General features: G+C 48.6%; 17 protein-coding genes and 1 tRNA gene. 15 read left to right on the top strand and 3 right to left on the bottom strand.

Annotated features, from left to right (window positions below):
- Window positions 1-252 precede the first annotated feature (252 nt).
- A complete protein-coding gene (gene iscB / locus ACZ5QV_RS14565; RefSeq protein ID WP_464600489.1) occupies window positions 253-1,662 on the bottom strand; it encodes an RNA-guided endonuclease IscB in 1,410 nt (469 codons plus the stop codon).
- Between the two features lie 282 nt (window positions 1,663-1,944).
- Between iscB and ACZ5QV_RS14560 the strand changes: the two genes are divergently transcribed.
- Window positions 1,945-2,027 (top strand) — tRNA-Leu (locus ACZ5QV_RS14560).
- A gap of 59 nt (window positions 2,028-2,086) precedes the next feature.
- Here the strand turns inward: ACZ5QV_RS14560 and ACZ5QV_RS14555 are convergent.
- A complete protein-coding gene (locus tag ACZ5QV_RS14555; RefSeq protein ID WP_464600488.1) occupies window positions 2,087-2,590 on the bottom strand; it encodes an IS1096 element passenger TnpR family protein in 504 nt (167 codons plus the stop codon).
- Between the two features lie 174 nt (window positions 2,591-2,764).
- Between ACZ5QV_RS14555 and ACZ5QV_RS14550 the strand changes: the two genes are divergently transcribed.
- The 5 genes from ACZ5QV_RS14550 to ACZ5QV_RS14530 all read left to right on the top strand — a co-directional run bounded on the left by ACZ5QV_RS14550 (window position 2,765) and on the right by ACZ5QV_RS14530 (window position 11,115).
- Window positions 2,765-4,909: a type I restriction-modification system subunit M gene (locus ACZ5QV_RS14550; RefSeq protein WP_464600487.1), complete on the top strand. Its 2,145-nt coding sequence runs from the start codon at window positions 2,765-2,767 to the stop codon at window positions 4,907-4,909.
- Entirely contained in the window at window positions 4,906-5,175 is a 270-nt protein-coding gene (locus ACZ5QV_RS14545) for a hypothetical protein (protein ID WP_464600486.1), read from the top strand. The genes ACZ5QV_RS14550 and ACZ5QV_RS14545 overlap by 4 nt, the downstream gene beginning before the upstream one ends.
- Window positions 5,172-6,566 (top strand): restriction endonuclease subunit S, encoded by a 1,395-nt coding sequence (locus tag ACZ5QV_RS14540; RefSeq protein WP_464600485.1) that lies wholly within the window; start codon window positions 5,172-5,174, stop codon window positions 6,564-6,566. The genes ACZ5QV_RS14545 and ACZ5QV_RS14540 overlap by 4 nt, the downstream gene beginning before the upstream one ends.
- A 13-nt stretch (window positions 6,567-6,579) precedes the next feature.
- Window positions 6,580-7,920, top strand: coding sequence for a hypothetical protein (locus tag ACZ5QV_RS14535; RefSeq protein WP_464600484.1), 1,341 nt, complete (start codon window positions 6,580-6,582; stop codon window positions 7,918-7,920).
- 189 nt (window positions 7,921-8,109) lie between these two features.
- Entirely contained in the window at window positions 8,110-11,115 is a 3,006-nt protein-coding gene (locus ACZ5QV_RS14530; RefSeq protein WP_464600483.1) for a type I restriction endonuclease subunit R, read from the top strand.
- 72 nt (window positions 11,116-11,187) lie between these two features.
- On the opposite strand, the gene ACZ5QV_RS14525 is transcribed toward ACZ5QV_RS14530, so the two are convergent.
- On the bottom strand, window positions 11,188-12,372 hold the full coding sequence (locus ACZ5QV_RS14525) for a hypothetical protein (protein WP_464600482.1): 1,185 nt from the start codon (window positions 12,370-12,372) through the stop codon (window positions 11,188-11,190).
- 284 nt (window positions 12,373-12,656) lie between these two features.
- On the opposite strand from ACZ5QV_RS14525, the gene ACZ5QV_RS14520 reads away from it, so the two are divergent.
- The 9 genes from ACZ5QV_RS14520 to ACZ5QV_RS14480 all read left to right on the top strand — a co-directional run bounded on the left by ACZ5QV_RS14520 (window position 12,657) and on the right by ACZ5QV_RS14480 (window position 23,416).
- Window positions 12,657-13,376 carry a flavodoxin family protein gene (locus tag ACZ5QV_RS14520; protein ID WP_464600481.1) on the top strand — a complete coding sequence of 240 codons (720 nt, stop codon included), beginning with the start codon at window positions 12,657-12,659 and terminating at the stop codon, window positions 13,374-13,376.
- Between the two features lie 174 nt (window positions 13,377-13,550).
- Entirely contained in the window at window positions 13,551-14,393 is an 843-nt protein-coding gene (locus ACZ5QV_RS14515) for a fumarate hydratase (RefSeq protein ID WP_464600480.1), read from the top strand.
- On the top strand, window positions 14,394-15,023 hold the full coding sequence (locus ACZ5QV_RS14510) for a FumA C-terminus/TtdB family hydratase beta subunit (RefSeq protein WP_464600479.1): 630 nt from the start codon (window positions 14,394-14,396) through the stop codon (window positions 15,021-15,023). It begins immediately after the preceding gene.
- A 334-nt stretch (window positions 15,024-15,357) separates the two neighbouring features.
- Window positions 15,358-15,780, top strand: coding sequence for a type VII toxin-antitoxin system MntA family adenylyltransferase antitoxin (gene mntA, locus ACZ5QV_RS14505; protein ID WP_464600478.1), 423 nt, complete (start codon window positions 15,358-15,360; stop codon window positions 15,778-15,780).
- An 853-nt stretch (window positions 15,781-16,633) separates the two neighbouring features.
- Window positions 16,634-18,604: a proton-conducting transporter transmembrane domain-containing protein gene (locus tag ACZ5QV_RS14500; RefSeq protein ID WP_464600477.1), complete on the top strand. Its 1,971-nt coding sequence runs from the start codon at window positions 16,634-16,636 to the stop codon at window positions 18,602-18,604.
- Window positions 18,601-19,554 carry a respiratory chain complex I subunit 1 family protein gene (locus tag ACZ5QV_RS14495; RefSeq protein ID WP_464600476.1) on the top strand — a complete coding sequence of 318 codons (954 nt, stop codon included), beginning with the start codon at window positions 18,601-18,603 and terminating at the stop codon, window positions 19,552-19,554. Before ACZ5QV_RS14500 ends, ACZ5QV_RS14495 begins: the two co-directional genes overlap by 4 nt.
- The gene (locus tag ACZ5QV_RS14490; protein ID WP_464600475.1) at window positions 19,551-20,243 is read left to right on the top strand and encodes a hydrogenase subunit; all 693 of its coding nucleotides are present in this window, start codon (window positions 19,551-19,553) and stop codon (window positions 20,241-20,243) included. The genes ACZ5QV_RS14495 and ACZ5QV_RS14490 overlap by 4 nt, the downstream gene beginning before the upstream one ends.
- On the top strand, window positions 20,240-21,715 hold the full coding sequence (locus ACZ5QV_RS14485; protein WP_464600474.1) for a proton-conducting transporter transmembrane domain-containing protein: 1,476 nt from the start codon (window positions 20,240-20,242) through the stop codon (window positions 21,713-21,715). Before ACZ5QV_RS14490 ends, ACZ5QV_RS14485 begins: the two co-directional genes overlap by 4 nt.
- 72 nt (window positions 21,716-21,787) lie before the next feature.
- Window positions 21,788-23,416 carry a hydrogenase large subunit gene (locus tag ACZ5QV_RS14480; RefSeq protein ID WP_464600473.1) on the top strand — a complete coding sequence of 543 codons (1,629 nt, stop codon included), beginning with the start codon at window positions 21,788-21,790 and terminating at the stop codon, window positions 23,414-23,416.
- Window positions 23,417-23,536 lie beyond the last annotated feature (120 nt).

Genomic DNA, 23,536 nt, shown 5'->3' with positions numbered 1-23,536 from the left:
TTTACTTATAAACCAACAACCTTATGTGCTAAAATACTGGTGCAACGGAAACACTAATTATAAACGATATGTTATATTAACATGAATATATATACACACTTCAATCTTTCAGGTGGATAGATTCTGTTTTATAAACAGCACCCATATTTATAATAGATATTAATGATAATTATAGATTATAATTATTTAATTTAATTGTTAATTACCATATATATTACTGGGAGTTCTGAAAATAAGAGCTTTCGTCACGGATCAACAGGCAGGAAGCCCGGTTGCTTTAGCGCCGGGAGGAATGCCGTACTCCTCTGCCGAATATTCGTAGCCATCTCCTCTCTGTACCACTTTGAAGTATTTTTGGTTAATTCCTTGTGCAATTCTTTTTCCTTCCTTGTTCTTAATGTCAAAACTGCCAGATTTCCTACAAGCAACGGAGCCAAACCAGATTCCTTTATACTTACCTCTGGGTACAACAGCTTTGGCTGTATCGCCAGTTTGAAATCCGAAAAAGATTTTTTGCCGGGGCAGATATGAGCGTGGAAAGCCGTACTTATCGAGATTTGTTCTTTTGTACTGTCCTCTTCCCTTTGCTCTGATATGCAGTACTCTGTTTGTTGCAAACCTGATTGTTTCCGGTGTGGATTTTCCTACAAAAACAGCATCAATATGATGATCTTTTGGCATTCCGGCCCTGATCCTGTTCATTTTCGTTCTTGCACCTGTACCGCATTCTACAGGAAGGCCCGTTTTATTCAAAACTTCAAAAACCTTCCATCTGGTAGCAGTTACGATTGCAACATCTTTAAGCGGCTTTTTGACCAGGTTATGCACTTCAGGATGTCCAAATTCTTCTGCTGTTTTACTTCCTTTCTTCTGGTTGCATTCTCTGCAAGCTAAAGTTAGGTTCGAAATCCTGCTTGAGCCGTCTCTACTTTTAGGAATAATATGCTCAATTTGCAAAGGAACGTTTTCAGCTCCACAGTACACACATTTTCTACCAAATTTTTCAAGCAGGTATTCCCGGACCTCATAACCTTGCAGCTCTCCCTGCTGATACTCAATTCCACTTATCTCAGGGTTTTGCATGAGTTGAGTATCAAACTTACAGTTTTCATAGGAAATATGTGTCAGTGGGCAGAGTTTTCTGAGCCTATTGGCCCAATTTTCTATGTTATCTACACGGCTTTGCAGGGATGGAGGCAGCCAGCCTTCCCTTCTTTTACGGTTCATGAACCTCGGTTTTCTGTATCTGGTTTTGCGGTTTCTTCGGGTTTTTCTCATTGCTCTTCTGTCATCAAGTTTCGTTTTAATTCCTGTCTTGTGATGCAGTTGGGCCGTCCAGACTACCGTTGAACCATTCAGGATAGCAAGGCCAGTATGACGGCTTGCGTAATCTATTTTGAGCCGAAATTCTGAATTGTCCTTAAACTCTTTCAGCTCTTTGAGTCGGATTGTAAAGGGATATTTTTTGTGAATAACCGCTTTTCCCGCTTTAAGCAGTTTTCTTGCAACTGCTTCATGACAGGGGCTTAAAGGCTCTTTGTTTTTGTTCAGTACAAAGACCATGTTTGGATTTCTCCTCTCTGCATTGGAAACGAATTTCCTCAGCAGGTAACGCAATTTTTTAAATTGTCTCCCCTCGCCAATGTTGGAAATGCTTGTCATGCGTAGTACACCGTCCCTACCTCCCAGGACTTTTAATACTACACGATAGAGCTGCAAACTGAGGAAGCATTTGCAGGTATCATGACATTTCTAACGTAGTCAATTAAGACTTAGGCTGGTCAACCAGGGCTTATACAAGCCCCACTGCTTCAGCGTGGGGTAGTTGACAGGTAGAGGGTTATTGACAGGATTAGTTTTATATGCTAGTTCTGCTGTTAGTTAATTGTTGGCTCTCAGAGCGGGAGTAAACAAGTTTATATTGAAAATAAAAACCGACATCTTGCGAGGGTTGCCGAGTGGTTAAAGGCGATGGGCTCAAGATCCATTCCCGCAGGGGTTCAAGGGTTCGACTCCCTTCCCTCGCACTAACTTATTATTCTTTTTTACGTTCACTCACTCTTTTGATTCCAATTGAACCTGTTTATTAATCCTCATCATCCGGGTACTGTGGTGGGTTTTTGCCCACATTTTCTATAATTTTCGGAAACGTTCCTTTTCCCGGAGAATCCTCAATGGCTATTACGTCTATCTGATGCAGCCAGCCGGCCCCGAAATCGAATTCATATCCAAAAGCCCGGCCAGGTTCAAGGCCCAGGGAATCGAGGGTTGTGCTGCGGACGTCCCCCGCCATCTTCTCCTCAAACCCCGGAATCGGCGAATCCATGGGCAGAGAATAAATGGCAGACCTGTCATCCGGCCCTTCCCCCAATAAAAACTCATAGAGATGTTCGTCGTAGCGATCGAAGGCCCTGTAGATGATACTGTGGAGACTCACCAGGTTCTGATCTCCCCGGATCTGGATGATGTGGGAAATAGTCACCCCATCGACCTCTTCAATAAACGGGCCTTCGATCAGATAGACTTCCAGAGTGTACAGCTTCAGGATCCTGTCTCTGGCACCTTCATTGTTCTTCTTTTCAGAGGACATATTCTTTGATATTGGTGGCGCGTTTAGATATTCTTTTCGAGAAACCGATTTTAAATATAGAAAGTTGTAAAAGAAGAGCAAGAGTTAAAAAGACTCACCGAGATACTTGAACAGAAAATCTTCTAAGAATAATAATCAATGTAGATGATTAAGAAAACGTCTCAGGGTTACAAAATGAGTGAAAATAACGTTAACTGGATTTCCAATTTCATCTGGGGTATTGCGGACGACGTGCTGCGAGACCTCTACGTCCGTGGCAAGTACCGGGATGTAATCCTGCCAATGACCGTCCTGCGGCGCCTGGATGCGGTTCTTGAGCCAACCAAAGAGGCCGTTCTCGAAATGAAGGCCAGGCTCGACAATAATGGCATCACAAATCAGGACCAGCCCCTGCGCCAGGCCGCAGAACAGGCTTTTTACAACACCTCGAAGTTCACCCTGCGAGACCTCCGTTCCCGCGCAAGCCAGCAACAGTTAAAGGCCGACTTTGAAGCCTACCTTGACGGTTTTTCTCCAAACGTCCAGGAGATCCTCGAAAATTTTGAGTTCCGAAACCAGATCCCCCGCCTTTCAAAAGCCGACGCTCTGGGCAAACTTATCGAAAAGTTACTTGACCCCTCAATCAACCTGAGCCCGAAGCCGGTGATGAACGGCGACGACTCGGTGAAGCAACCAGGCCTCGATAATCACGCCATGGGCACGATTTTTGAGGAGCTTGTTAGACGTTTTAATGAAGATAACAACGAGGAAGCGGGCGAGCACTGGACCCCCAGAGACGCCGTGAAACTCATGGCCCGGCTAATTTTCCTGCCCATCGCCGACCGGATCGAATCAAGCTCCTACCTGCTCTACGACGGGGCCTGCGGGACCGGCGGGATGCTGACAGTGGCCGAAGAAGAACTGAGAGAGCTTTCGGAGAAACGCGGAAAACAGGTTGCAACCCACCTCTACGGCCAGGAAATCAACGCCGAGACCTACGCCATAGCAAAAGCCGACCTCCTCCTCAAAGGGGAAGGAGACGAAGCCGACAACCTTGTGGGCGGCCCGGAGTATTCGACTCTTTCAAATGACGCTTTCCCGGCGCATGAGTTTGATTTCATGCTCTCGAATCCGCCTTACGGGAAGAGCTGGAAGAGCGACCTTGAACGCATGGGCGGAAAAGACGGGATCAAAGACCCCCGTTTCGTGGTGGAGCACGCAGGAGACTCCGAGTACTCGCTGCTTACCCGTTCAAGCGACGGCCAGATGCTCTTCCTGGCCAACATGCTTTCGAAAATGAAGCACGAGACAAAACTCGGCAGCCGGATTGCTGAGGTCCACAATGGCTCTTCCCTTTTCACAGGAGACGCGGGCCAGGGAGAAAGCAATATCCGCCGCTGGATCATTGAAAACGACTGGCTGGAAGCCATCGTGGCCCTTCCCCTGAACATGTTTTACAATACGGGCATTGCGACCTACATCTGGGTACTTTCCAACCGCAAACCCGAGCACCGCCAGGGAAAAGTGCAGTTAATAGACGCCACACAGTGGTACAGGCCACTTCGCAAGAACCTGGGCAAGAAGAACTGCGAACTGTCCGAAGAAGATATCCAAAAGATCTGCGAGACTTTCCTGGCCTTTGAGGAGTCCGAGCAATCAAAGGTCTTCCCGAATGCCGCTTTCGGCTACCGGAAGGTGACCGTTGAGAGACCGGTTCGCCTTTCCGTGGACCTGAACCCCGCTGCCTGCGCCGCTTTCCGCGAGACCTGTTCGGAAGCCGGGGAAGAGCAGCTTGCAGCCCTTGTGGAAAAAGCCGCCGAAAAACTCGGGGCCGGCCCACACAGCGATTTCAATGCCTTCCTCGCCTCCTTTAAAACCCTGGCCGGGAAAGCCGGGGTCAAGCTCAGCGCCAAACGGCTCAAATTCCTAAAGGACAAACTGGCCCGAAAAGCCGAAACCGCCGTCCCGCTTATCAAGAAAATCCACAAAGCCGGCAAAGCCGAAGCCGATCCTCTGAGGGGCCTTTTCGAGGCCACGGTAGATGGAAAACTCTGCGTTGTAGAGTACGAGCCTGACACTGAACTCCGGGATACCGAACAGGTTCCCCTGCTCGAAGCCGGAGGAATCGAGGCCTTTATCCGCCGTGAAGTGCTCCCCCACGCCCCAGACGCCTGGATTGACGAAGCCAGCGTAAAAACCGGCTACGAGATCAGTTTCACTCGCTATTTCTACAAAGCAAAACCGATGCGTACCCTTGAGGAAATCCGTGAAGATATTTTTGCGCTGGAAAAAGAAACCGGGGGCCTGCTGGATGAAATTATTGGGAGAAGGGAAAAATGAAGCTTGCAGGTGGTGGAAAGGGAATTGTCGTGACACTGTCACGACAATCTGGAATGAAAAAAACATTGCAAATATTAAATTATATTAAAGAAGAAATTGTCTACGCACTGCGGAGACAATCTGGAACGAAAAATACATTACGAGTATTGCAAAAATTTAATAAAAAAATTGTCGCCGCATTGAGGCGACAATTCAACCCACAAATTACCGGCCTGCGTATTACTGAAAAATTACATAAGTACGGTGCGGGAGGGATTGAATCATGATTCATGATCTCAGGCCCTATTCGGCATATAAGGACTCAGGCGTGGAATGGCTGGGAGAAATGCCGGAACACTGGAATTTTGGCAAGATCCGAGATGTGGCCCTCATCATCAATGGCTATCCATTTGATTCAAGCCGCTTTTCCATCTCTAAGGGCTACCCATTAATCCGTATACGTGACTTGAACAAATCACAGACAACTTTTCTATTTGATGGACCATTTGTAGAAACTGCTTGTGTTAAACCCGGTGAAGTACTCATCGGAATGGATGGAGATTTTAATGTAGGCAGATGGCGTGGATCTGATAATGGGTTACTAAACCAAAGAATGTGCTGTGTTCGCGGGCACTCACCAATCACAACTCGTTTTTTGCTCTATTTACTTCCAATTCCACTCAAGTTGATAAATGACGTCACATGGTCAACAACAGTCAAACATTTGGCTTCGAGTCAGGTAGAACGAATTCAACTTGGGATTCCTCCAGAAGGCGAACAATCCGCCATCGTCCACTACCTTGACTACATCGACAAACGCATCCGGCGCTACATCCACGCCAAACAGAAACTTATCAAGCTGCTGGAGGAAGAGAAGCAGGCTATAATCCACCGCGCCGTCACCCGTGGGCTCGATCCTGATGTAAAGCTTAAAGACTCAGGGGTTGAATGGTTGGGGGAAATACCGGAGAGTTGGGATGTAGGTGCACTTCGCCGCTACTGGGAAGTTGTTGACTGTAAACATGTTACAGTTCCTTTCGTGGATGAGGGGATTCCTCTTGCCAGTGTTCGCGAAGTACAGAGCTTCGACCTCGATCTTTCTACATCAAAGCGAACAACTGAAGAATGGTACGCTCACCTGATCGGTGGTGGTCGGCGGCCTAAAAAAGGTGACCTTATATATTGCAGGAATGTTAGCGTCGGAGCATGCTCACTCGTCGCGAATGATGAGAGGTTCGCCATGGGCCAAGATGTGTGCTTGATTCGATCTGAGTCTGAGAATGGGCGTTTCCTGAACTACTTTATGCACAGCCCTACAATGCAGCAGCAGTTGTCACTTGTGCTCGTCGGATCTACATTCAATAGAATTAATGTCAGTGAGATAAAATCACTCTTGATTGCTGTCCCTCCGCGCAATGAACAGGATGCAATTGTCTCTGCTCTCGATGCCAGACTTTCGACGCTAAATAAACCAATAGAACTGGCTCAAAAAGAAATTTTCCTCCTCAAAGAATACCGCACCCGCCTGATAGCTGACGTTGTAACCGGCAAACTGGACGTAAGAGAGGCTGCTGCAAATCTTCCGGAAGAATCCGAAGAGATACAGATTGAGGAAGATTTTAAGGAAGAAACAACAGAAGAAGAACTGGAAGAAGACATCATCGAGGATAACGACTGAAGGAAGGTGAACTATGAAAATCGAACTGAATGAAAAAGAAAAAAATCTCCAAAAAGCAATCGTGGAGCGGATGGGGAAGGTTCAGAAGTTGTTGGCCGACTATCGCCTGGATGATGACGTTCAGAAGCTGATTGAAGAGATGGGAAAAGATGCCCATGAACTTCATATGTCCCTCGATACAAACGGCCACACGCCACAACATCACGAATACATGATCAAGAACCGGGGTTTCCCACCAGAAAAACTGGAGTTCTACATGCATGTACATCCGGTTGAAGATTTGCTAGCGTATATTGAGGATGAAAATGCGAATAAAGATCCTCAAGACCAAACAATTGGGGAGATGTTTGATTTCAGAGTTTATTCGCGACGCTGGGGACATGATGATATCTACCATTTCATGCGGACGAAAGATGGATGGGATGTGAACTCACCTCCCATCGGGGGTTCTTGCGACAAAGGTGGTGACCCACATCTTTTTAAAAATCTCAGACAGGATTTAATTCACTACCCTATTGGTCTAAATAACTGGCTAGAGTGGCTCTGGGAACAAGCGGCTTCTAAAGGTCTATCCAAAGATGAAGTACAAATCGCATTACAGGAGCTTGCGGATTGGATAAGCATCACTGAAAAAAATGCACCTTCAAGTAAAGTATGGGAAAATTACTGTAAAACAGAGAAGTCAATCAAAACTGGAGTTATTACTTTCTTAGATGTACTTGGATGGAAAGGTGTCTATGTTAGGAAAACAGATGCAATTGCCACTCTGAAGAAATTCATAGAAGAAATCCACATTCAGGCAAATGTCCAGCGTGGCAGGGTAAAATATAACGAAAAGGTTGTAGAGGTAAGGAGCATCTCCGATACAATTATATTAATCACTCCTTGCTTAGAAAGTGATGCCTCAATAGCTATTGATATTCATGGCAAGCTGTGTAAGTGGATAATTCCCCGCTCGATTAACTTGGAAATTCCAGTTCGTGGTGCAACAGCTTTTGGGGAATTTGAATATGATCCTGAAGATAATATATATGTTGGCAAAGCGATTGATGAAGCAGCTACGTGGCACGAGTTGGCCGATTGGATTGGCGTAAATCTTACTCCATCTGCAGAGTATATTTTCAAAAACCAGACTGATGATACCTGCTGGGTTCAATATCAACCTCCAATAAAAGCTATACAAGGCTTAAATCTCTATTGCGTAAACTGGACAAAAGATTGGGATGACAGAGAGAAAAAGATCGAGGGCATTAAGACAAAATTCTGTCGCCTTGGTCCACTAGTACCTGAAATTGCAGGTAAATATGCTAACACTTTAAAATTCATTGAAGTTGCTACTGAACAGAACAAATAATATTAAGCTCTTGAAGGTGTAAAGTTACTCAGAATGATTTTTGAATATGATTATTTTAAAGACCCGGCAATCTACCGGCCATCAGGCCGGTTTCCGTGTCCTTCCGTGCTTTTCCGTGGTTAAGAGACCTTGAAATAAATTCATAAAAAACACTGCATACCTGCCCATTAAAAAAGTTCTGAGGAAAAAATGACAACCGACACCAGTGAAAACGGCCTTGAAACCCTGATCGTCGAAGCGATGACAGGAACAAGACCCAACCCCAAGCAACCCGACAAATACAGAGAAGCCAGCGCCCTCTACGGCGGCACCGGCTGGATACTCGGCCGCTGGCAGGACTACGACCGGGAATATGCCGTGGACCTGGTGCAGCTTTCGGCTTTCCTCAAAACCACGCAGCCAAAACTGACCGGAGCCCTTGACCTCGAAAACGCCAGCCCCACCCGGCAGAAGTTTCTGGCCCGCCTCCAGGGGGAAATAAGCAAACGCGGAATAATCGACGTGCTGCGAACTGGAGTAAAAAACGGCCCCCACGAACTTGACCTTTTTTACGGAACCCCCACGCCCGGAAACACAAAAGCCGAAGAACAAAACGCCCTAAACCGCTTCAGCGTCACCCGGCAGCTCAGGTACAGCCGGGACGAAAAGCAGCTTGCCCTTGACCTCTGCCTCTTTATCAACGGCCTGCCCATAGCCACCTTCGAGCTAAAGAACAGCCTCACAAAACAGACCGTGACCGATGCCGTGCAGCAATATCAAAACGACCGGGACCAGAACGAACTCCTCTTCAAATTCGGGCGCTGCATGGCCCACTTCGCGGTGGACGATCAGGAAGTAAAATTCTGCACTCAGCTGAAAGGAAAAGAATCCTGGTTCCTGCCCTTCAACCGGGGCCACAACGACGGAGCCGGAAACCCTCCAAACCCCACCGGCCTCAAAACCGACTACCTCTGGAAGAAAATCCTCACCCCGGAAGGACTCACCGACATCCTTGAAAATTACGCTCAGGTCGTCGAGGAGAAAAACCGGAAAACAACCCGGAAAAAGAAAATACAGATCTTCCCTCGTTACCAGCAGTTAGACGTCGTGCGAAAGCTCCTCGCCCACGCAGGACAGCACGGCGCAGGCGTCCGCTACCTGATCCAGCACTCGGCGGGAAGCGGAAAAAGCAACTCCATAGCCTGGCTTGCCCACCAGCTAATCAGCCTCAAGAAAGACAACAAAGAGATCTTTGACTCCATAATCGTAATCACTGACAGACGCATCCTCGATAAGCAGATCCGCGACACCATCAAGCAGTTCGCCCAGGTAGGCTCAACCGTCGGACACGCCGAACACTCGGGAGACCTGCGAAAGTTCATAGAAGGCGGAAAAAAGATAATCATCTCCACCGTGCAGAAATTCCCCTTCATCCTCGACGAAATAGGAAACGAGAACCGGGGCCGAAAATTCGCAATCATCATAGACGAAGCACACTCTAGCCAAGGGGGAAACACCGCGGCTGCCATGAACGAGGCCCTTTATGACCCCAAAGATAAACCCAAAGATGACTCAGGAAATGACCCCGAAGACATCATCAACGACGCCCTCCGGAAACGGATGGAATCCCGGAAAATGCTTACAAACGCAAGCTACTTCGCCTTTACCGCAACCCCGAAAAACAAGACCCTCGAACTCTTCGGCTGGGCCTACGAGGAAGAAGGAAAAGTAAAACACCGGCCCTTCCACACCTACACCATGAAACAGGCAATCCAGGAAGGCTTCATCCTGGACGTGCTGGCATACTACACGCCCGTTAACAGCTACTACAGGTTAATCAAAACCGTGGAAGACGACCCTGAATTCGATGCCAAAAAAGCGAAAAAGAAGCTTCGAATGTACGTCGAAAGCCACGACTACGCCATCCGGCTAAAAGCCGAGATTATGGTAGACCACTTCCACGAGCAGGTTATCAACCTCCAGAAAGTCGGCGGGCAGGCCCGGGCCATGGTGGTGACAGGGGGAATCAAGCGTGCCATCCAGTACTATCACGCAATCCGCAGCTACCTTATCGAGAGGAAGAGCCCCTACCAGGCAATTGTCGCCTTCTCGGGCGAACACGACTACGGCGGGGCGAAGGTTACCGAAGCCTCCCTCAACGGCTTTTCTTCAAACCTGATCCCTGAAAAGATCAAAGAAGACCCTTACCGCTTCCTGATCTGCGCCGACAAGTTCCAGACAGGCTACGACGAACCGCTCCTGCACACGATGTACGTGGACAAGGTCCTGTCCGGCATAAAGGCGGTGCAGACCCTCTCCCGGCTGAACAGGGCCCACCCAAAAAAGCACGACGTTTTTGTGCTTGACTTCATGAACGACACCGACACTATCCAGGCCGCTTTTTCAGATTACTACCGCACAACGGCCCTCAGTGACGAAACCGACCCGAACAAACTGCACGACCTGAGGGCCGACCTCGACGGCTATCAGGTCTATTCTCCGGTGCAGATAGAACAGTTCGTAGAACTTTACCTGGCAGGAGCCGAGCGGGAAAAACTCGACCCGTTCCTCGATACCTGCGTCGCCACCTACAAAGACCAGCTCGACGAAGACGGACAGGTTGACTTCAAAGGCAAGGGAAAGACTTTCAACCGGACCTACAGCTTCCTGGCCTCGGTTTTGCCTTACACAAACACCGACTGGGAAAAACTCTCGATCTTCCTCAACTTCCTGATTCCAAAACTTCCGGCCCCGCGGGAAGAGGACCTTTCAAAAGGCATCCTCGAAGCCATCGACATGGACAGCTACCGGGTTGAAAAACAGGCCGTCGTAAAAATCCAGTTGCCGGACTCGGATGCCGAGATCGAACCGGTCCCGACAAGCTCAGGCGGCTTCAGGTCAGAGCCCGAACTCGACCGGCTCAGCAATATCATCAGGAATTTCAACGACCAGTTCGGGGCCCTCTTTAAGGATCCTGACCGGATTGTTCGCCTGCTCACGGACGAGCTGCCGACCGCAGTCCTTGAAGATCCGGCCTACAAAAACGCCCGGCAAAACTCGGACAGGCAAAACGCCAGAATCGAGCACGACAACGCTGTTCGACGGGCCGCAATATCCCGTATGAACGATGAAACCGAATTCTTCAAACAGTTTTTTGATAATGAGGCTTTTCGCAGGACCGTACTCGACATGTTGTTTACGATGACTTATTCGTGAAGGTCGTGCAATTTGTCCTGATCCTGCACCAACTTATCATTCTTTTTTGTTTTTGCTTAATCTGATTATAGCTCAGGGTTTACCAAATATCTCCTCAAAGCTTGGTTCACCGAGAGCAAGGGCTTTTTCTACAGGCATTGCTCGTTGCATTGCCCTATTTAAATTAGAGATTTCAGCAATTACTTTGACTCCTTCCCATTTTGGTTCCCCGCATTCGAGTGTTCTTAGTGAAAGCGAAAATAAAGGCTCCGAAAGTGGAAACGCTGGGCCTTCGCGTTTGATTGTTCCTGTCATAAAATTTAGATCACTATCAAAACTGTCCTTCATGGCCTGAGCTACTCTTCTTCTATCCGCCCTGGTGAGATCAGGTGAGGTCATAGCAGCCACAATGGACGTCCTCAATAGAGTTTTTGCCCGCTCTTCTTCACCAAATAGCTGTGCGCTTATGGCTTCATTGAAGGGTTTACTGATGTTCGTGAGTCCGTCCATGTCATCTCTCTCCTCACGACTCTCAATCCGGAACAGCATATAAGTGCGTCCGGTTAACGGCTTGCTGTTATCAGCACTGGTCCCATAGCGGAGCCTGTCATTCACAACCCATAGCTTATTTGAATCCAGTTCATTTTCCTCTGCCAGTATCGCTGCCATATACCCGGCTTTCAGGGTGTTTGTACTGCCTCCGCCTTTTCCAACATATGCCTGATGCAAACCCAGATGCAGGTCTCCATTACTCGCACCGAGAAGCTCTTCAACTCCTGTCGCAATGGGTCCGGCAACATTAAGGGCAACGGATAACTGTGGCACAACCAGTATACTTGCAAAATCCCCCATTACTTTGATAAATCGGTTAAGATAATCGTCCCCCTGCATTGCCAGTATTCCGGCGGTCACTTCAACGACTCCTCCATTAAAAGGCATCAGTGAGGTCATGGGGTAGTTTAGTTGAATAACTCGATCCAGGTTACGGGAATTCACATCCGAGAGGTTTAAAGAGCCTGCAACGTAGGGAAGATTTACCTCCTGAGTTCCAAACCGGATGCTAATTAGTGAGTGAACTACCGGATACCAGCACTTAAACCATTCACGATCTTTAGCAAGACACATTTCACTGAGCCATAACCTGAAGTAATTCTTGCCTCCCTCCAGTGGTTCTGAACTGTAAGTGGCATCTTTTACATGGTCAAAATCGATCGGAGTATACATATATTTCCGGGCATTTCTGTCGAATAAATCCAATATCTTGTTACTTAGAGACATATTTCACTCCTTTAGCCTAACATCACATTATTTATTCACCTTCATAAACAATTGCCCCCTTAAAAATCGTCACCGAATAACCCGGGCATAATTTCAATTAAACATATTGATTTTCAAGACCAAGGTAGCCAATAAAACTTACAATAAATGATGAGTTGAACAGTTTATTTATCAATTAGCTCACTATTATTTATAAAAAGGGAGATCAGGTTTTTAAGCTATTATCATATAGAGTATTGTAGATATTTTTTTGAAAGTTTATATGAATAAAAAGAGGTAAAATCATGAAGATAATCGGAATACAGTCAAGCCCTAGAGGCAAAAAAAGCAATACATTAAAATTACTGGATGCAGCCCTGAACGGAGCCACAAAAGCAGGAGCCAAAGTTGAGACAATCAATGTTACAAAATTAAAAATCAAATACTGTAAGGCCTGCAATTCCTGTCAGGAAAAAGGAGTCTGCTCAATAAAAGACGACTATCAGCTCGTACTGGAAAAACTTCTGGATGCGGACGGTATAATCCTGAGCAGTCCCAATTACATAACGAATGTAACAGCCCAGCTCAAAACCTTCTTCGATAGAAGCCCTCTTGTCATTCATGAACAGCTCTTTGAAGGAAAGTACGGCTTTTCCCTGACAACCGCAGGCAGCGGGGAAATATATTTTGTCCTTGATATCATGAATAATTACATGGCACACTGCGGAGCTAACACCCTCGGAGGAGTGGGCTGCGCAATGGCAGAAGGCCCCTCAGCAATGAAAGAAGCCATTGATAAATCACATGAAATGGGCAAAGACCTCGTTGCAGCGATAAAAGAGAAGAGACAATATCCGGAACAGGATGCTGCACACGAAGCCTGGAGAGAACAGTTCAAGTATGTCATCCTTGCAAATAAAGACGAGTGGACGCACAATTTCAATTACTGGATGGAAAAGGGCTGGATCGAAGAAGAGCAGTCAATTACCCCCCTAAACCCTTCGTCTGAGGACTCAGATTTTTGAGGAGGGGGCTTGTTTCAACAGTCCCTGGTTGAATGCTGCCGGAGATAAAGTGTTGTCTACCTGTGCAAACCTTAGAAAATTCAATAAATCAAGATCTACTTGCGCAGGCGTTCAGGGATTCGAATCCCTTCTTTCAAATCGATTTTCTATTATATGATCCATTTTGGTGGTTTTTTGTCCTCAAAGATAGAACGTGAATTCCTTATTGAGTCCGTTGTGGACCTCCTCAGAAAAGCGGAAACCGAACTTCCGGAAGATGTCATAAATGAGCTGAAAAAGGCCCTCGAAAAAGAGGAAAGCCCCGTTGCAAAGGCCCAGCTCCAGGCAATCCTTAAAAATATAGATATCGCGAAAAAGCACAGCGTCCCCATGTGCCAGGACACAGGCATTATCATTTTTTTTGTGGAGATTGGAAGGGAACTCCAGCTTGACTTCGACCTCGAAGCCGCCCTCGAAACCGCCGTGCGGAAGGCAACGGAAGAAATCCCGCTCCGCCCGAACGCCGTTGACCCTCTGACCCGCAAAAACGACGGGGACAACACAGGAAACGGAATCCCGGACATCAATTACAGTTTTGTGCCCGGCAAAACCCTGAAAATCACTGTGGCCCCAAAAGGAGCAGGCTCGGAAAACATGAGCGCTCTCAAAATGCTCAACCCGACCGAAGTTCAGGGAATCAAAGCCTTTGTACTCGAAACAGTAATAAACGCAGGAGGAATGCCCTGTCCTCCAATTACCCTGGGAATCGGAATCGGAGGCTCCTTTGACAAATCTGCCCGGCTTGCCAAAAAAGCCCTGCTCCGGGACCTTGATACTCCCATGGACGCCTTCGAGCAGGAAATCCTGGAGGCCGTAAATGCTCTCGGAATCGGGAGTATGGGCCTCGGGGGAAGCACCACGGCTCTCTCGGTTCACATAGAAAAAGCTCACTGCCACACCGCCTCTCTTCCCGTAGCCATAAACATCCAGTGCTGGGCGAACCGGCACGCTACTCTCGTGCTCGGAGGTGAAGAATAAATGGAGTACTATCTGAAAACTCCCCTGAGCCCGGAAGACGTCCTGAAACTAAAGGCTGGAGACGTCGTTTACCTCACCGGAGAAATCCTGACCGCCCGGGACGAGGCCCATGCCCGCATCCTCGAAATAACGGAAAAAGGGGAAGAACTGCCCTTTTCTCTGGAAGGAGCAGCGGTCTACCACTGTGGCCCCCTCATGAAAAAGATTGAAGGAGAGCTGGGTGGAGAAGGAAAGAAAGAAGGGAAAGGGGAAAAGAAAAAAGAGGCCTGGAAAGTGGTATCTGCAGGCCCCACGACCAGCGGCAGGATGTCGAAAATGACTCCGCCTCTCCTCAAAGCCCATTCCGTGCGGGCGGTAATCGGAAAAGGAGGCATGAAAGACGTTACGGAGGCCCTCAGGGATAGCTGCGTTTACCTTGCCTATACCGGGGGCTGTGCGGCCCTTGCGGCCGAGCTGATCAAAGAAGTTAAAACCGTCCACTGGCTGGACCTGGGGATGCCTGAGGCTGTCTGGGTGCTGGAGGTCGAAAAGTTTGGGCCTCTTATTGTGGGGATCGACGCGAAAGGCCGGGACATTTTCGAAGAGGTCAGGGAAAAGGCACGAAAAGTGTTTGCAGGAGAGCAGGGATAACCTTTTCGGAGCTCTTTTTGTTGAATCGATTTCAAATACCGGCCCCCTCAACGACCGACGCAGGAGGCCGGGCTGTTCGAAATAAAGACAAAACACAGGCTAAAAAACACGAGTCCGAAAAAAAGAAAACACATCAATAGACCTCATTCCTTTTTTTGGCCTGATATTACATTGTTCAAAAAACCAGCATGTGATTCTGATTTCAAATATATTTCATATCTGTCACGAAAAGCCCGGCCTGATGGCTGGAAAACTGCAAAATTTACACAAATTATAAACGGAGGAGCGTACAAAGTCATAAGCGATTGATGATATGCAGTCCGATATTACACAATTGAGTCTTGATCAGCTGGAACAAAAGCTGAGTGAATTCTTCTCCAAAGTGGACAATGTTACAGTAGTCTATCTTTTCGGTTCAATCGTTCGGGGAGAAGCTAATATTTTAAGTGATATTGATATTGCTGTACTTTTTGATAATGTTCTGGAAAAAAAAGAGGCATTCAAGCTTCATTTAAAGTTGATCAGTGAACTGACAGGCCTTCTTAAAACAAACAATGTAGACCTTGTGGTACTCAATGATTCCCCCCTCCTTCTGACATACAATGTTATACGTGACGGGATAATTTTGAAATCCAATGAACCTGTAAGAGTTAAATTTGAAACAAAACTCATGTCCAGATATCTAGATGAACAATATCACATCAAAAGGCATGCAAGAGAAAGCCTTAGAAGAATAGCAGAGAGCGGATTTCGATGATAGAAGAAATCAACTTCCCGAGTTCCGCTTCGGGATCACAGGAAATCGAAGATTTCCTGGGAGTTGCACTGCAAGTGCAACAGCACGGGGTCCGTTTCGCTCGCTCCGCTCACTCAAGCGGACTGAAAACCGTAAATGAAAACCATAAATGGTATCTTTCCACCGTCATTTTTTCCGTGTGCTTCCATGAAAAACCAAATTTTTTAGAGGATTTAGGCCTTTTTGCTGAAAATTTGACCCCACCTAAAAACCGCGGGTTCGAACATATAAAATTCTTCAAAAAACCAGTCTGTGCTTTTGAGATCAATTTTTTTTCATATCTGTCACGAAAAGGCCGGCCTGCGGCCGGTGAGTACGCCGGTCCTTTAAAATAATCGGATTCAACTCCCGTAACCTGCCCCAACCCTCCTTCCCAAATAATAAATCCAACCGTTTTTCGGGACCGGGACGCGGAGTTTCTCATAAGTTTACATAAAGGCCCCGGACTTTCATGAAAAATCGTTATCATCCGGAAAAGCCAGTTTTTCTTATTTTAGGCTCCTGTCTGTTGCCCTGATCCCGGGTTATACTGTCAGATGATGTTGTTTATTCTCCATGACCAGAGGAACCGGGTTTCTATTTAAATAATATTTAATAAAATATTCAAATATTTATACTGCAAACGTATATAATTCTATAATTTTGTCCGGCATCCATTCATATAACAATATGGTGGAATGTTAGACGACTAATGGTGGAATTTACAATTTAATAAACCCGGACCCGAAAATCTCCGGCCTGACTCCTTGCAGCAAGCCCCTTTCTGAGATTCAAATCCTTTTTAAAGTTCATCCGCCTCTTCGGTGATCCTTAGATGTCAGAACTCTTGCTAGCCAGTGGTCTGGCCTTCCTGCTTCTCGGGACGGTCCTTTCCTTATTGTATCGCAGTAAAAATTGCCGGACAATCTCCCTGGGGCTGACCTTTCTGTCCTCGGGCCTGCTTTCGGGCTTTGCGGCCGGAGTGCTCTATGAGGGGCGGGAAGTGCTGATAGAAAGCTACAGCTTCCTTTCTCCCCTGGAGTTCACCTTCCTCATAGACCAGCTCTCGGCGGGCTTTGTGCTCCTGATAGCCCTTGTGTCCCTGGGAGTCTCGCTTTACTCCATAAAATATGTTGAGGACGAGAAAAGCGAAGGGCGAAAAAGCCTGCATGTAGCCCTGATGAACCTCTTCATCTTCTCAATGCTACTCGTCGTGCTCTCGGCAAACGGCTTTTCCTTCCTGCTCTTCTGGGAACTCATGTCCATCTCTTCCCTTTTCCTGGTAATCTACGAATACGAAAAGCCGGAAAGCGGAAAAGCGGCCCTGTTTTACTTTATCATGACCAGCCTGAGCACGGTCTTTCTCTTCTCAGCCTTTATTGGCCTCTATTCCAAAACAGGCTCCTTTGACTTCCGGGGCTTCGGACTCCTGGACCCAAAAACACTTTCCTGGATGTTCCCTGCCCTCTTTTTCGGTTTCGGGATAAAGGCCGGAATCGTGCCTTTCCATAAATGGTTGCCCTATGCCCACCCGGCCAGCCCCTCAAACATCTCGGCCCTCATGTCCGGGGTCATGCTCAAGGTTGCAATCTACGGGCTGCTGCGTTTCCTGCTTGCAGTCGAGCCTGAACTCTGGTGGGGGGTCCTGGTCCTTGTCTTCGGCAGTGTCTCGGCTCTTCTGGGAGTCGTTTACGCCCTGAAAGAAAACGATATCAAAAGGATGCTCGCCTACAGCAGCATTGAAAACGTGGGGCTTATCCTGATAGGAATCGGGCTCTACCTCATCTTCAGGGTCAGCGGACTTGCAGGACTTGCGGGGCTCAGCCTTGCAGCCGCGGGTTTCCATTGCCTGAACCACGCTATGTTCAAGAGCCTGCTTTTCATGGCCGCGGGCTCAATCGTGCACGAGACCGGAACCCGGAACCTGGAGGAAATGGGAGGACTTGTAAAACACATGCCTCATACCGCTCTCCTCTTCCTGGTCGGATCGGTTTCGATTGCGGCTCTCCCTCCCACAAACGGGTTTGTGAGCGAGCTTATGCTCTTCCAGGCCTTTTTCTCGTCCTCAGCCCTTGCGGGAGCAGAAGCCCCTTTCCTGAAAGTGCTCCTCATTATCAGCCTCTCAGCTTTTGCCCTTACAAGCGCCCTTGCTGCGTCCCTTTTTGTAAAAGTCTTCGGAACAACATTTTTGGCTCATCCCAGGACGGAAAAGGCGGAACGAGCAAGGGAAGTTCCAAAAATCATGTTGCTCGGACAGGCTGTCCCTGCTGTCCTCTGTATCGTAACAGGCCTCTTTTCCTCCCGGCTCTTTGCCTTCTTCGGGCTTTCGGTTGGGGTCGAGGCCGGGCTTCCGGCCGAGGTTCCGGACATGCTTTTTGTCGGCGGGATTTTGATTGTCACCTACCTGCTGGTCTGGCTTTCCGTCCGGAACTTCGGACCTTCCTCAGGCCCGAGGGTCAGTAAAGAAACCTGGGGCTGCGGGATCCTGGCCCAGCACCCGATAATGGAATACAGCTCGGCCGGCTTTTCCGAACCTCTCGTGCTAATCTTCAAAAAGATATACAGAACCCAGCTTTTGAGCAGCAGGACCTTTGCCGATAGCCGGGAATGCATATTCGAGCATGGGACCGCTGAAATCCGGCTTATGAAGTTCTTCGAGGAATACCTCTACCTGCCCGTGGCCCAGGCAGTTGATAGAGTCTCACAACAGGTATCGAAGCTGCAAAACGGGAGGCTGGACACCTATATACTTTACGTCTTCCTCACGGTGCTTGTGCTTATGATCTTTACGAGGTGGTTCGCATGATTTCGGACTCAAACCTATCTTTCATCCTCTTCTGCCTGTTGAACACAGGGTTCGTGCTCCTGGTCTCCCCCCTCTACATGAGCCTGATCAAAAAGGTCAAGGCCGCAGCCCAGGGAAGAAAAGGCCCGAGGCTTCTGCAAAATTATTACGACTTAAGAAAACTCCTGCACAGGGAAGTGGTCTACTCCCCGACCTCTTCCGGGATCATGAGGGTAACCCCCTATCTGAACCTGGCAGTCCTCCTGCTGGCCTCCCTCTTTGTCCCGGTCGTCTTTATCCCAAACGCTCCGGCAGGGATAGGAAACATCATAGTTTTCATCTACCTGCTCGCAATCGAGCGCTTTTTCACAGCGCTCTGCGGGCTTGACGCGGGCAGCGCCTTCGGAGGCATGGGAAGTTCGCGGGCAATGAGCCTTTCGGCCGTGATCGAGCCCACTATGGTTATATCATTCGCGGCTCTCGCATACGTTTTAAAGACCGTGGACCTGCACGAGATGTTCGCCATTACTTCGGCTTCCGTAATCCCGGTGAGCTCGACCCTTGTTCTGGTCTCCATCTCCCTTTTCATAATCATCATAGTGGAAACCGGCAGGCTCCCCGTGGATAACCCGGCAACCCACCTCGAACTTACCATGATAAACGAGGCCATGGTCCTGGAACAGTCCGGAAAAAACCTGGCCCTCATAGAACTGACCCATTCGGTTAAACAGACCCTTTTGATGGCGGTCCTGATAAACATCCTTGTCCCGGTCGGGCTTTCTAGCGGGCTTTCGGGCTCAGGCCTTGCAGTCTCGGTTCTGGCTTTCCTCGTAAAGGCTGGCCTTCTGGCAGTAGTAATCGGGCTTTTCGAGTCCTCGCTTTCAAAGATGAGGCTCTTCAGGCTGCCTGCTTTCTACATGATGGCCTTTTTCTTCTCGGCCCTTACCATCCTCATGGAGGTATTCGCATGATTTTCCCATTCCTTACAGACCCCGTATTTCTCGAAGGGGCGATCAGGATCCTCTTCGTCTTCGTGCTGGTCACAGCGGCGCTTGTCATTTCCTCAAGAAACCTCGCCTCGCTTCTGACCACCTATACTGTCCAGTCCCTGCTCCTGGCCCTTATTGCAGGCCTCCTCTATCTGATAGAGGGAAGTCCTATGCTGCTATCGATTGCGGTCCTGACGTTTGTCAGCAAGGTTTTGCTTATTCCTTTCTTCATAAACAGGGTTGAGGATAAAGTTAAAATCAGCAGGGACATGAAATTCAACTACCTGGAACCTACGTCTTCCATTCTGGTCAGCATTGGCCTGATCCTGCTGGTTTACGTTTTCCTCTCGGGCTTTTTCGCCCTGGATAAACTGTTCTTCTTCGGGGCCGTAATCGGGCTTTCCCTGACTCTTATGGGTATGCTCGTTATGTTCAGCCGCAGGAAGGTGATTACAAAAGTCCTCGGCTACCTTAGCATGGAAAACGGGGTGCTCCTGTTCGGGATCTTTGTGACAGAACTGCCCTTCATCATCGAGGTGCTGATTATTATTGACCTGATCATCCTGGTCCTTCTGACAACCATCCTGGCCGTAGGAATTGATTCCACGATCGAGGAATACCACCAGCGGCTCATGAAACTTAAAATTTGGTCCAGGAGGGAATACCTGTGATTATCTACAATTACCTTATAGTCGGGGCTCTGGCTTTTGCCCTGGTTTTACTTTCGAAATCCCACAGGGCGATGAACGCTTTTACAGTCCTGCACTCACTCGCATACCTTGCAATAGGCGCTTTTGCCCTTGCTAACGGAACCCACGGACTGACAGCCGAAAACAGCTATTTTTACCTGGATAGTCTGGGCCTCTACGAAGCTCTGGTTGCGGCCCTGCTCTTCTGCTTTGCCTCGGTCTACGCTAACGGCTACGTGGAAAGCCTTATGGAAGCCCAGGAACTGAACCGCAAGAACCTGAAAATATTTTATATGGCGTTCAGCCTCCTGCTTACGGTCACGACCCTGGCCTTCTTTTCCGATTCCCTGGCCCTCTTCTGGATCTTTGCCGAACTGACGACGGTCTTTTCAGCGGTCCTTGTGGCCATCCTCTCGGCCCGGGAAAATATCGATGCCGCCCTCAAGTACATTTTCATAGCCTCAGGGGCCATGCTCTTTGCCTTTATCGGGCTGATTTTCCTCTTCACACTCTCTGAGGAAGTTCCCGGCTGCGGAGGAGGAACCCTGAACTGGACCGTGCTTATGGCAAACGCGGGCTCCCTTTCTCCAAAAATGCTGACCGCAAGTTTTGTCTTCATCTTCATCGGTTTTGCGGCCAAGGCAGGCATAGTACCTTTCCATACCTGGCTCCCGGATGCTCACTCCAAAGCCCCGTCGGCTGTTAGCGCCATCCTTTCAGGCGTCCTTTTGAACCTCGGGACCTACGGGATTCTCAGAATGTACGTCCTGGCCCGACAGACCGGGGCCGGGCCTCTGGTCTCAAATTTCCTTATTGCTTTTGGCCTGCTGACGGTTGCGGTTGCTGTCCTGAACATGCTCAGGCAGAAAAACATGAAGATGTTAATTGCTTTTTCAAGCGTGGAACACATGGGAATAATCCTGCTGGGAATCGGTGCAGGTAGCCCCCTTGCCCTTTTCTGGACACTCTATTATGTCCTGGCCCATTCCCTTACCAAGGCCTCGCTCTTCTTTTCGGCAGGCATCCTGCACAGGCAGTACGAGAGTAACCTGGCCGGAGATATGCGGGACGTGTTCCAGCTCCAGCCTCTTGCGGGCTGGGGTTTTATTGTGGGAAGCGTTGCAATCGTGGGCCTTCCCCCATTCCCGATCTTTTCGGCTAAATTATCCATTCTTCTGGAAGCTGCCCGGCTCCCGCATGGAGGTATACTGGTCTTTTCTGTCCTCCTCTTCCTGGTGCTGGCCTCGGCGGCTTTTGCGAGGTTTTTGCTCGAAGCTTTTACGAGAAGTTCGGGATCTGTTTCAGAAGAGCAGCTTAAGCCCTATCACATCAGGTTGGGAATGAAAGTCCCGATAGTCATCATGCTCTGCCTGGTCCTTGTACTCGGGGTCTATTGCCCTCCTTTCCTGGAAAACCTCCTGAACGGAATCGTGCAGGAACTCGGATATATCTGAACGGAGGCCTTAGATGAAAATAAACACCGAAAGAGAGCAGAGTCTGAAAGGAATGAAGAGGGGATGCAAAGAATGAAAGAAAAAACGAGAATGAATGCCTCGGAATACATTACAGACCTTTTAAGGAATATTTCGAAAGAGTTACAGATAAGGAACGGCAAAAACGGGGAATTCTATATCCCTCTCCCGGAAAAGGAGTTTCAGGAAAGCTTACCGGTCTTTATCAAAGAGAATTTTATCCTGCTAAACCTCTTTTGCGTCCAGGGTTTTGAAGGGAAAAATGGAGATAAAGGAGATAAAGATAAAGGAGAAGCTCCGGCCTTCACTCTCTTTTACGCTTTCCGGAAAAGAGGCTATTCGGAAATCTTCATTTTCCTCCGTCCCGTGGAAAAGGAAGCGTCTTCGATTGCCAAACCCTTCCCCTCGGCCTGCTGGTACGAGCGGGAAATAAGAGACGGCTTCGGGCTGGACTTCCCGGATGCTTTTGATAAGCGCAGGCTCTTTTTGCATGAGGCCTACCCTGAGGGCTTCCACCCCCTCCTCAAGTCCTTTAAAAACGGAAAAATCCGGACAATTGAATCCCCGCAGGAAAATTATCCCTTCAAGCAGCTGGAAGGCGAAGGCGTTTACCAGATCCCTGTCGGCCCCGTCCACGCCGGGATTATCGAGCCCGGCCATTTCAGGTTCAGCGTAATCGGGGAACCCATTTTCAACCTGGAAATCCGGATGTTTTACAAGCACCGGGGAGTTGAGAAACTGGCCGAGGGAAAGACTCCGCAGGCCTGTCTTCCGATTGCCGAGGCCATTAGCGGAGACGAGTCAGCCGCAAACGCTGTTGCCTTCTGCATGGCCGTAGAAAAGCTGGCCGGAATGCGGGTCCCGGAGCGGGCCGAGTACCTGCGGGCTGTCCTGCTTGAGCTTGAGAGAATCAACTCCCACCTCGGGGACCTTGGGGGAATGGCAACGGACGTCGGGTTTCCCAGGATAACCTCGCCTTTCCTGATCCTTAGAGAAGAGCTCTTCAGGCAGAACGATATCCTTACAGGTTCCCGCTTTTTGAAAGGGGCTATGGATATCGGGGGCATGAAGCAGGACATTTCCGGCAAATTGCTTGAGAAGCTGGCCTCCTACCTGGAAAGCTTTGAGGGTCACTTTGAAAAAGCCTTCAAGACGGCCATGAGCTCTTCCTCTCTTATAGACAGGTTCTCGACAACCGGGGTGATCAAGAAGAACCTTATAGCTCCTTTGAACCTGACCGGCCCGATTGCCAGAGCCTCCGGGGCTGCCTACGATGTCAGGACGACCCAGCCCTACAGCGTTTACGGGAAAATGCCTCCTGAAAGGAAGGTGCTTTCCACGGGAGATGTACTTTCCCGCTTCAAGGTCAAAGCCGCCGAGATCCGGGCCTCGGGAACCCTTATACGAAAACTGGTTTCGGATATTCCGGAAGGGGCGGTGCTCTGCTCGCCTCCGGTTTCCGGTATTTCGGATGGTTTTGCTCTTTCGATGGTGGAAGCCCCGAGGGGGCAGACGCTGCACTGGGTCTGGGTGAAAAATGGGCTGGTTGAACGTTATAAGGTCCGTACGGCTTCATTTTGCAACTGGAAGGCCATTGAACACGCTGTGATAGATAACATCGTGCCGGACTTTCCAGTGATTAACAAGAGCCTGAACATGTCCTATGCGGGCACTGACCTCTGAAGTATAATATTAGTGTATAGATTCCAGTATTAGAGAAAAAGCCACGGAAAAATACAGAATGTCTGGGAGATGACATTTACGGTTGTTCTGGCGTTTTTTTTGTAGTTTAAGATGTATTAA

Source organism: Methanosarcina baltica, from assembly GCF_055394095.1.
Note: the sequence above shows the minus strand (reverse complement) of the source record. Positions and strands in the feature narration are given on the sequence as shown.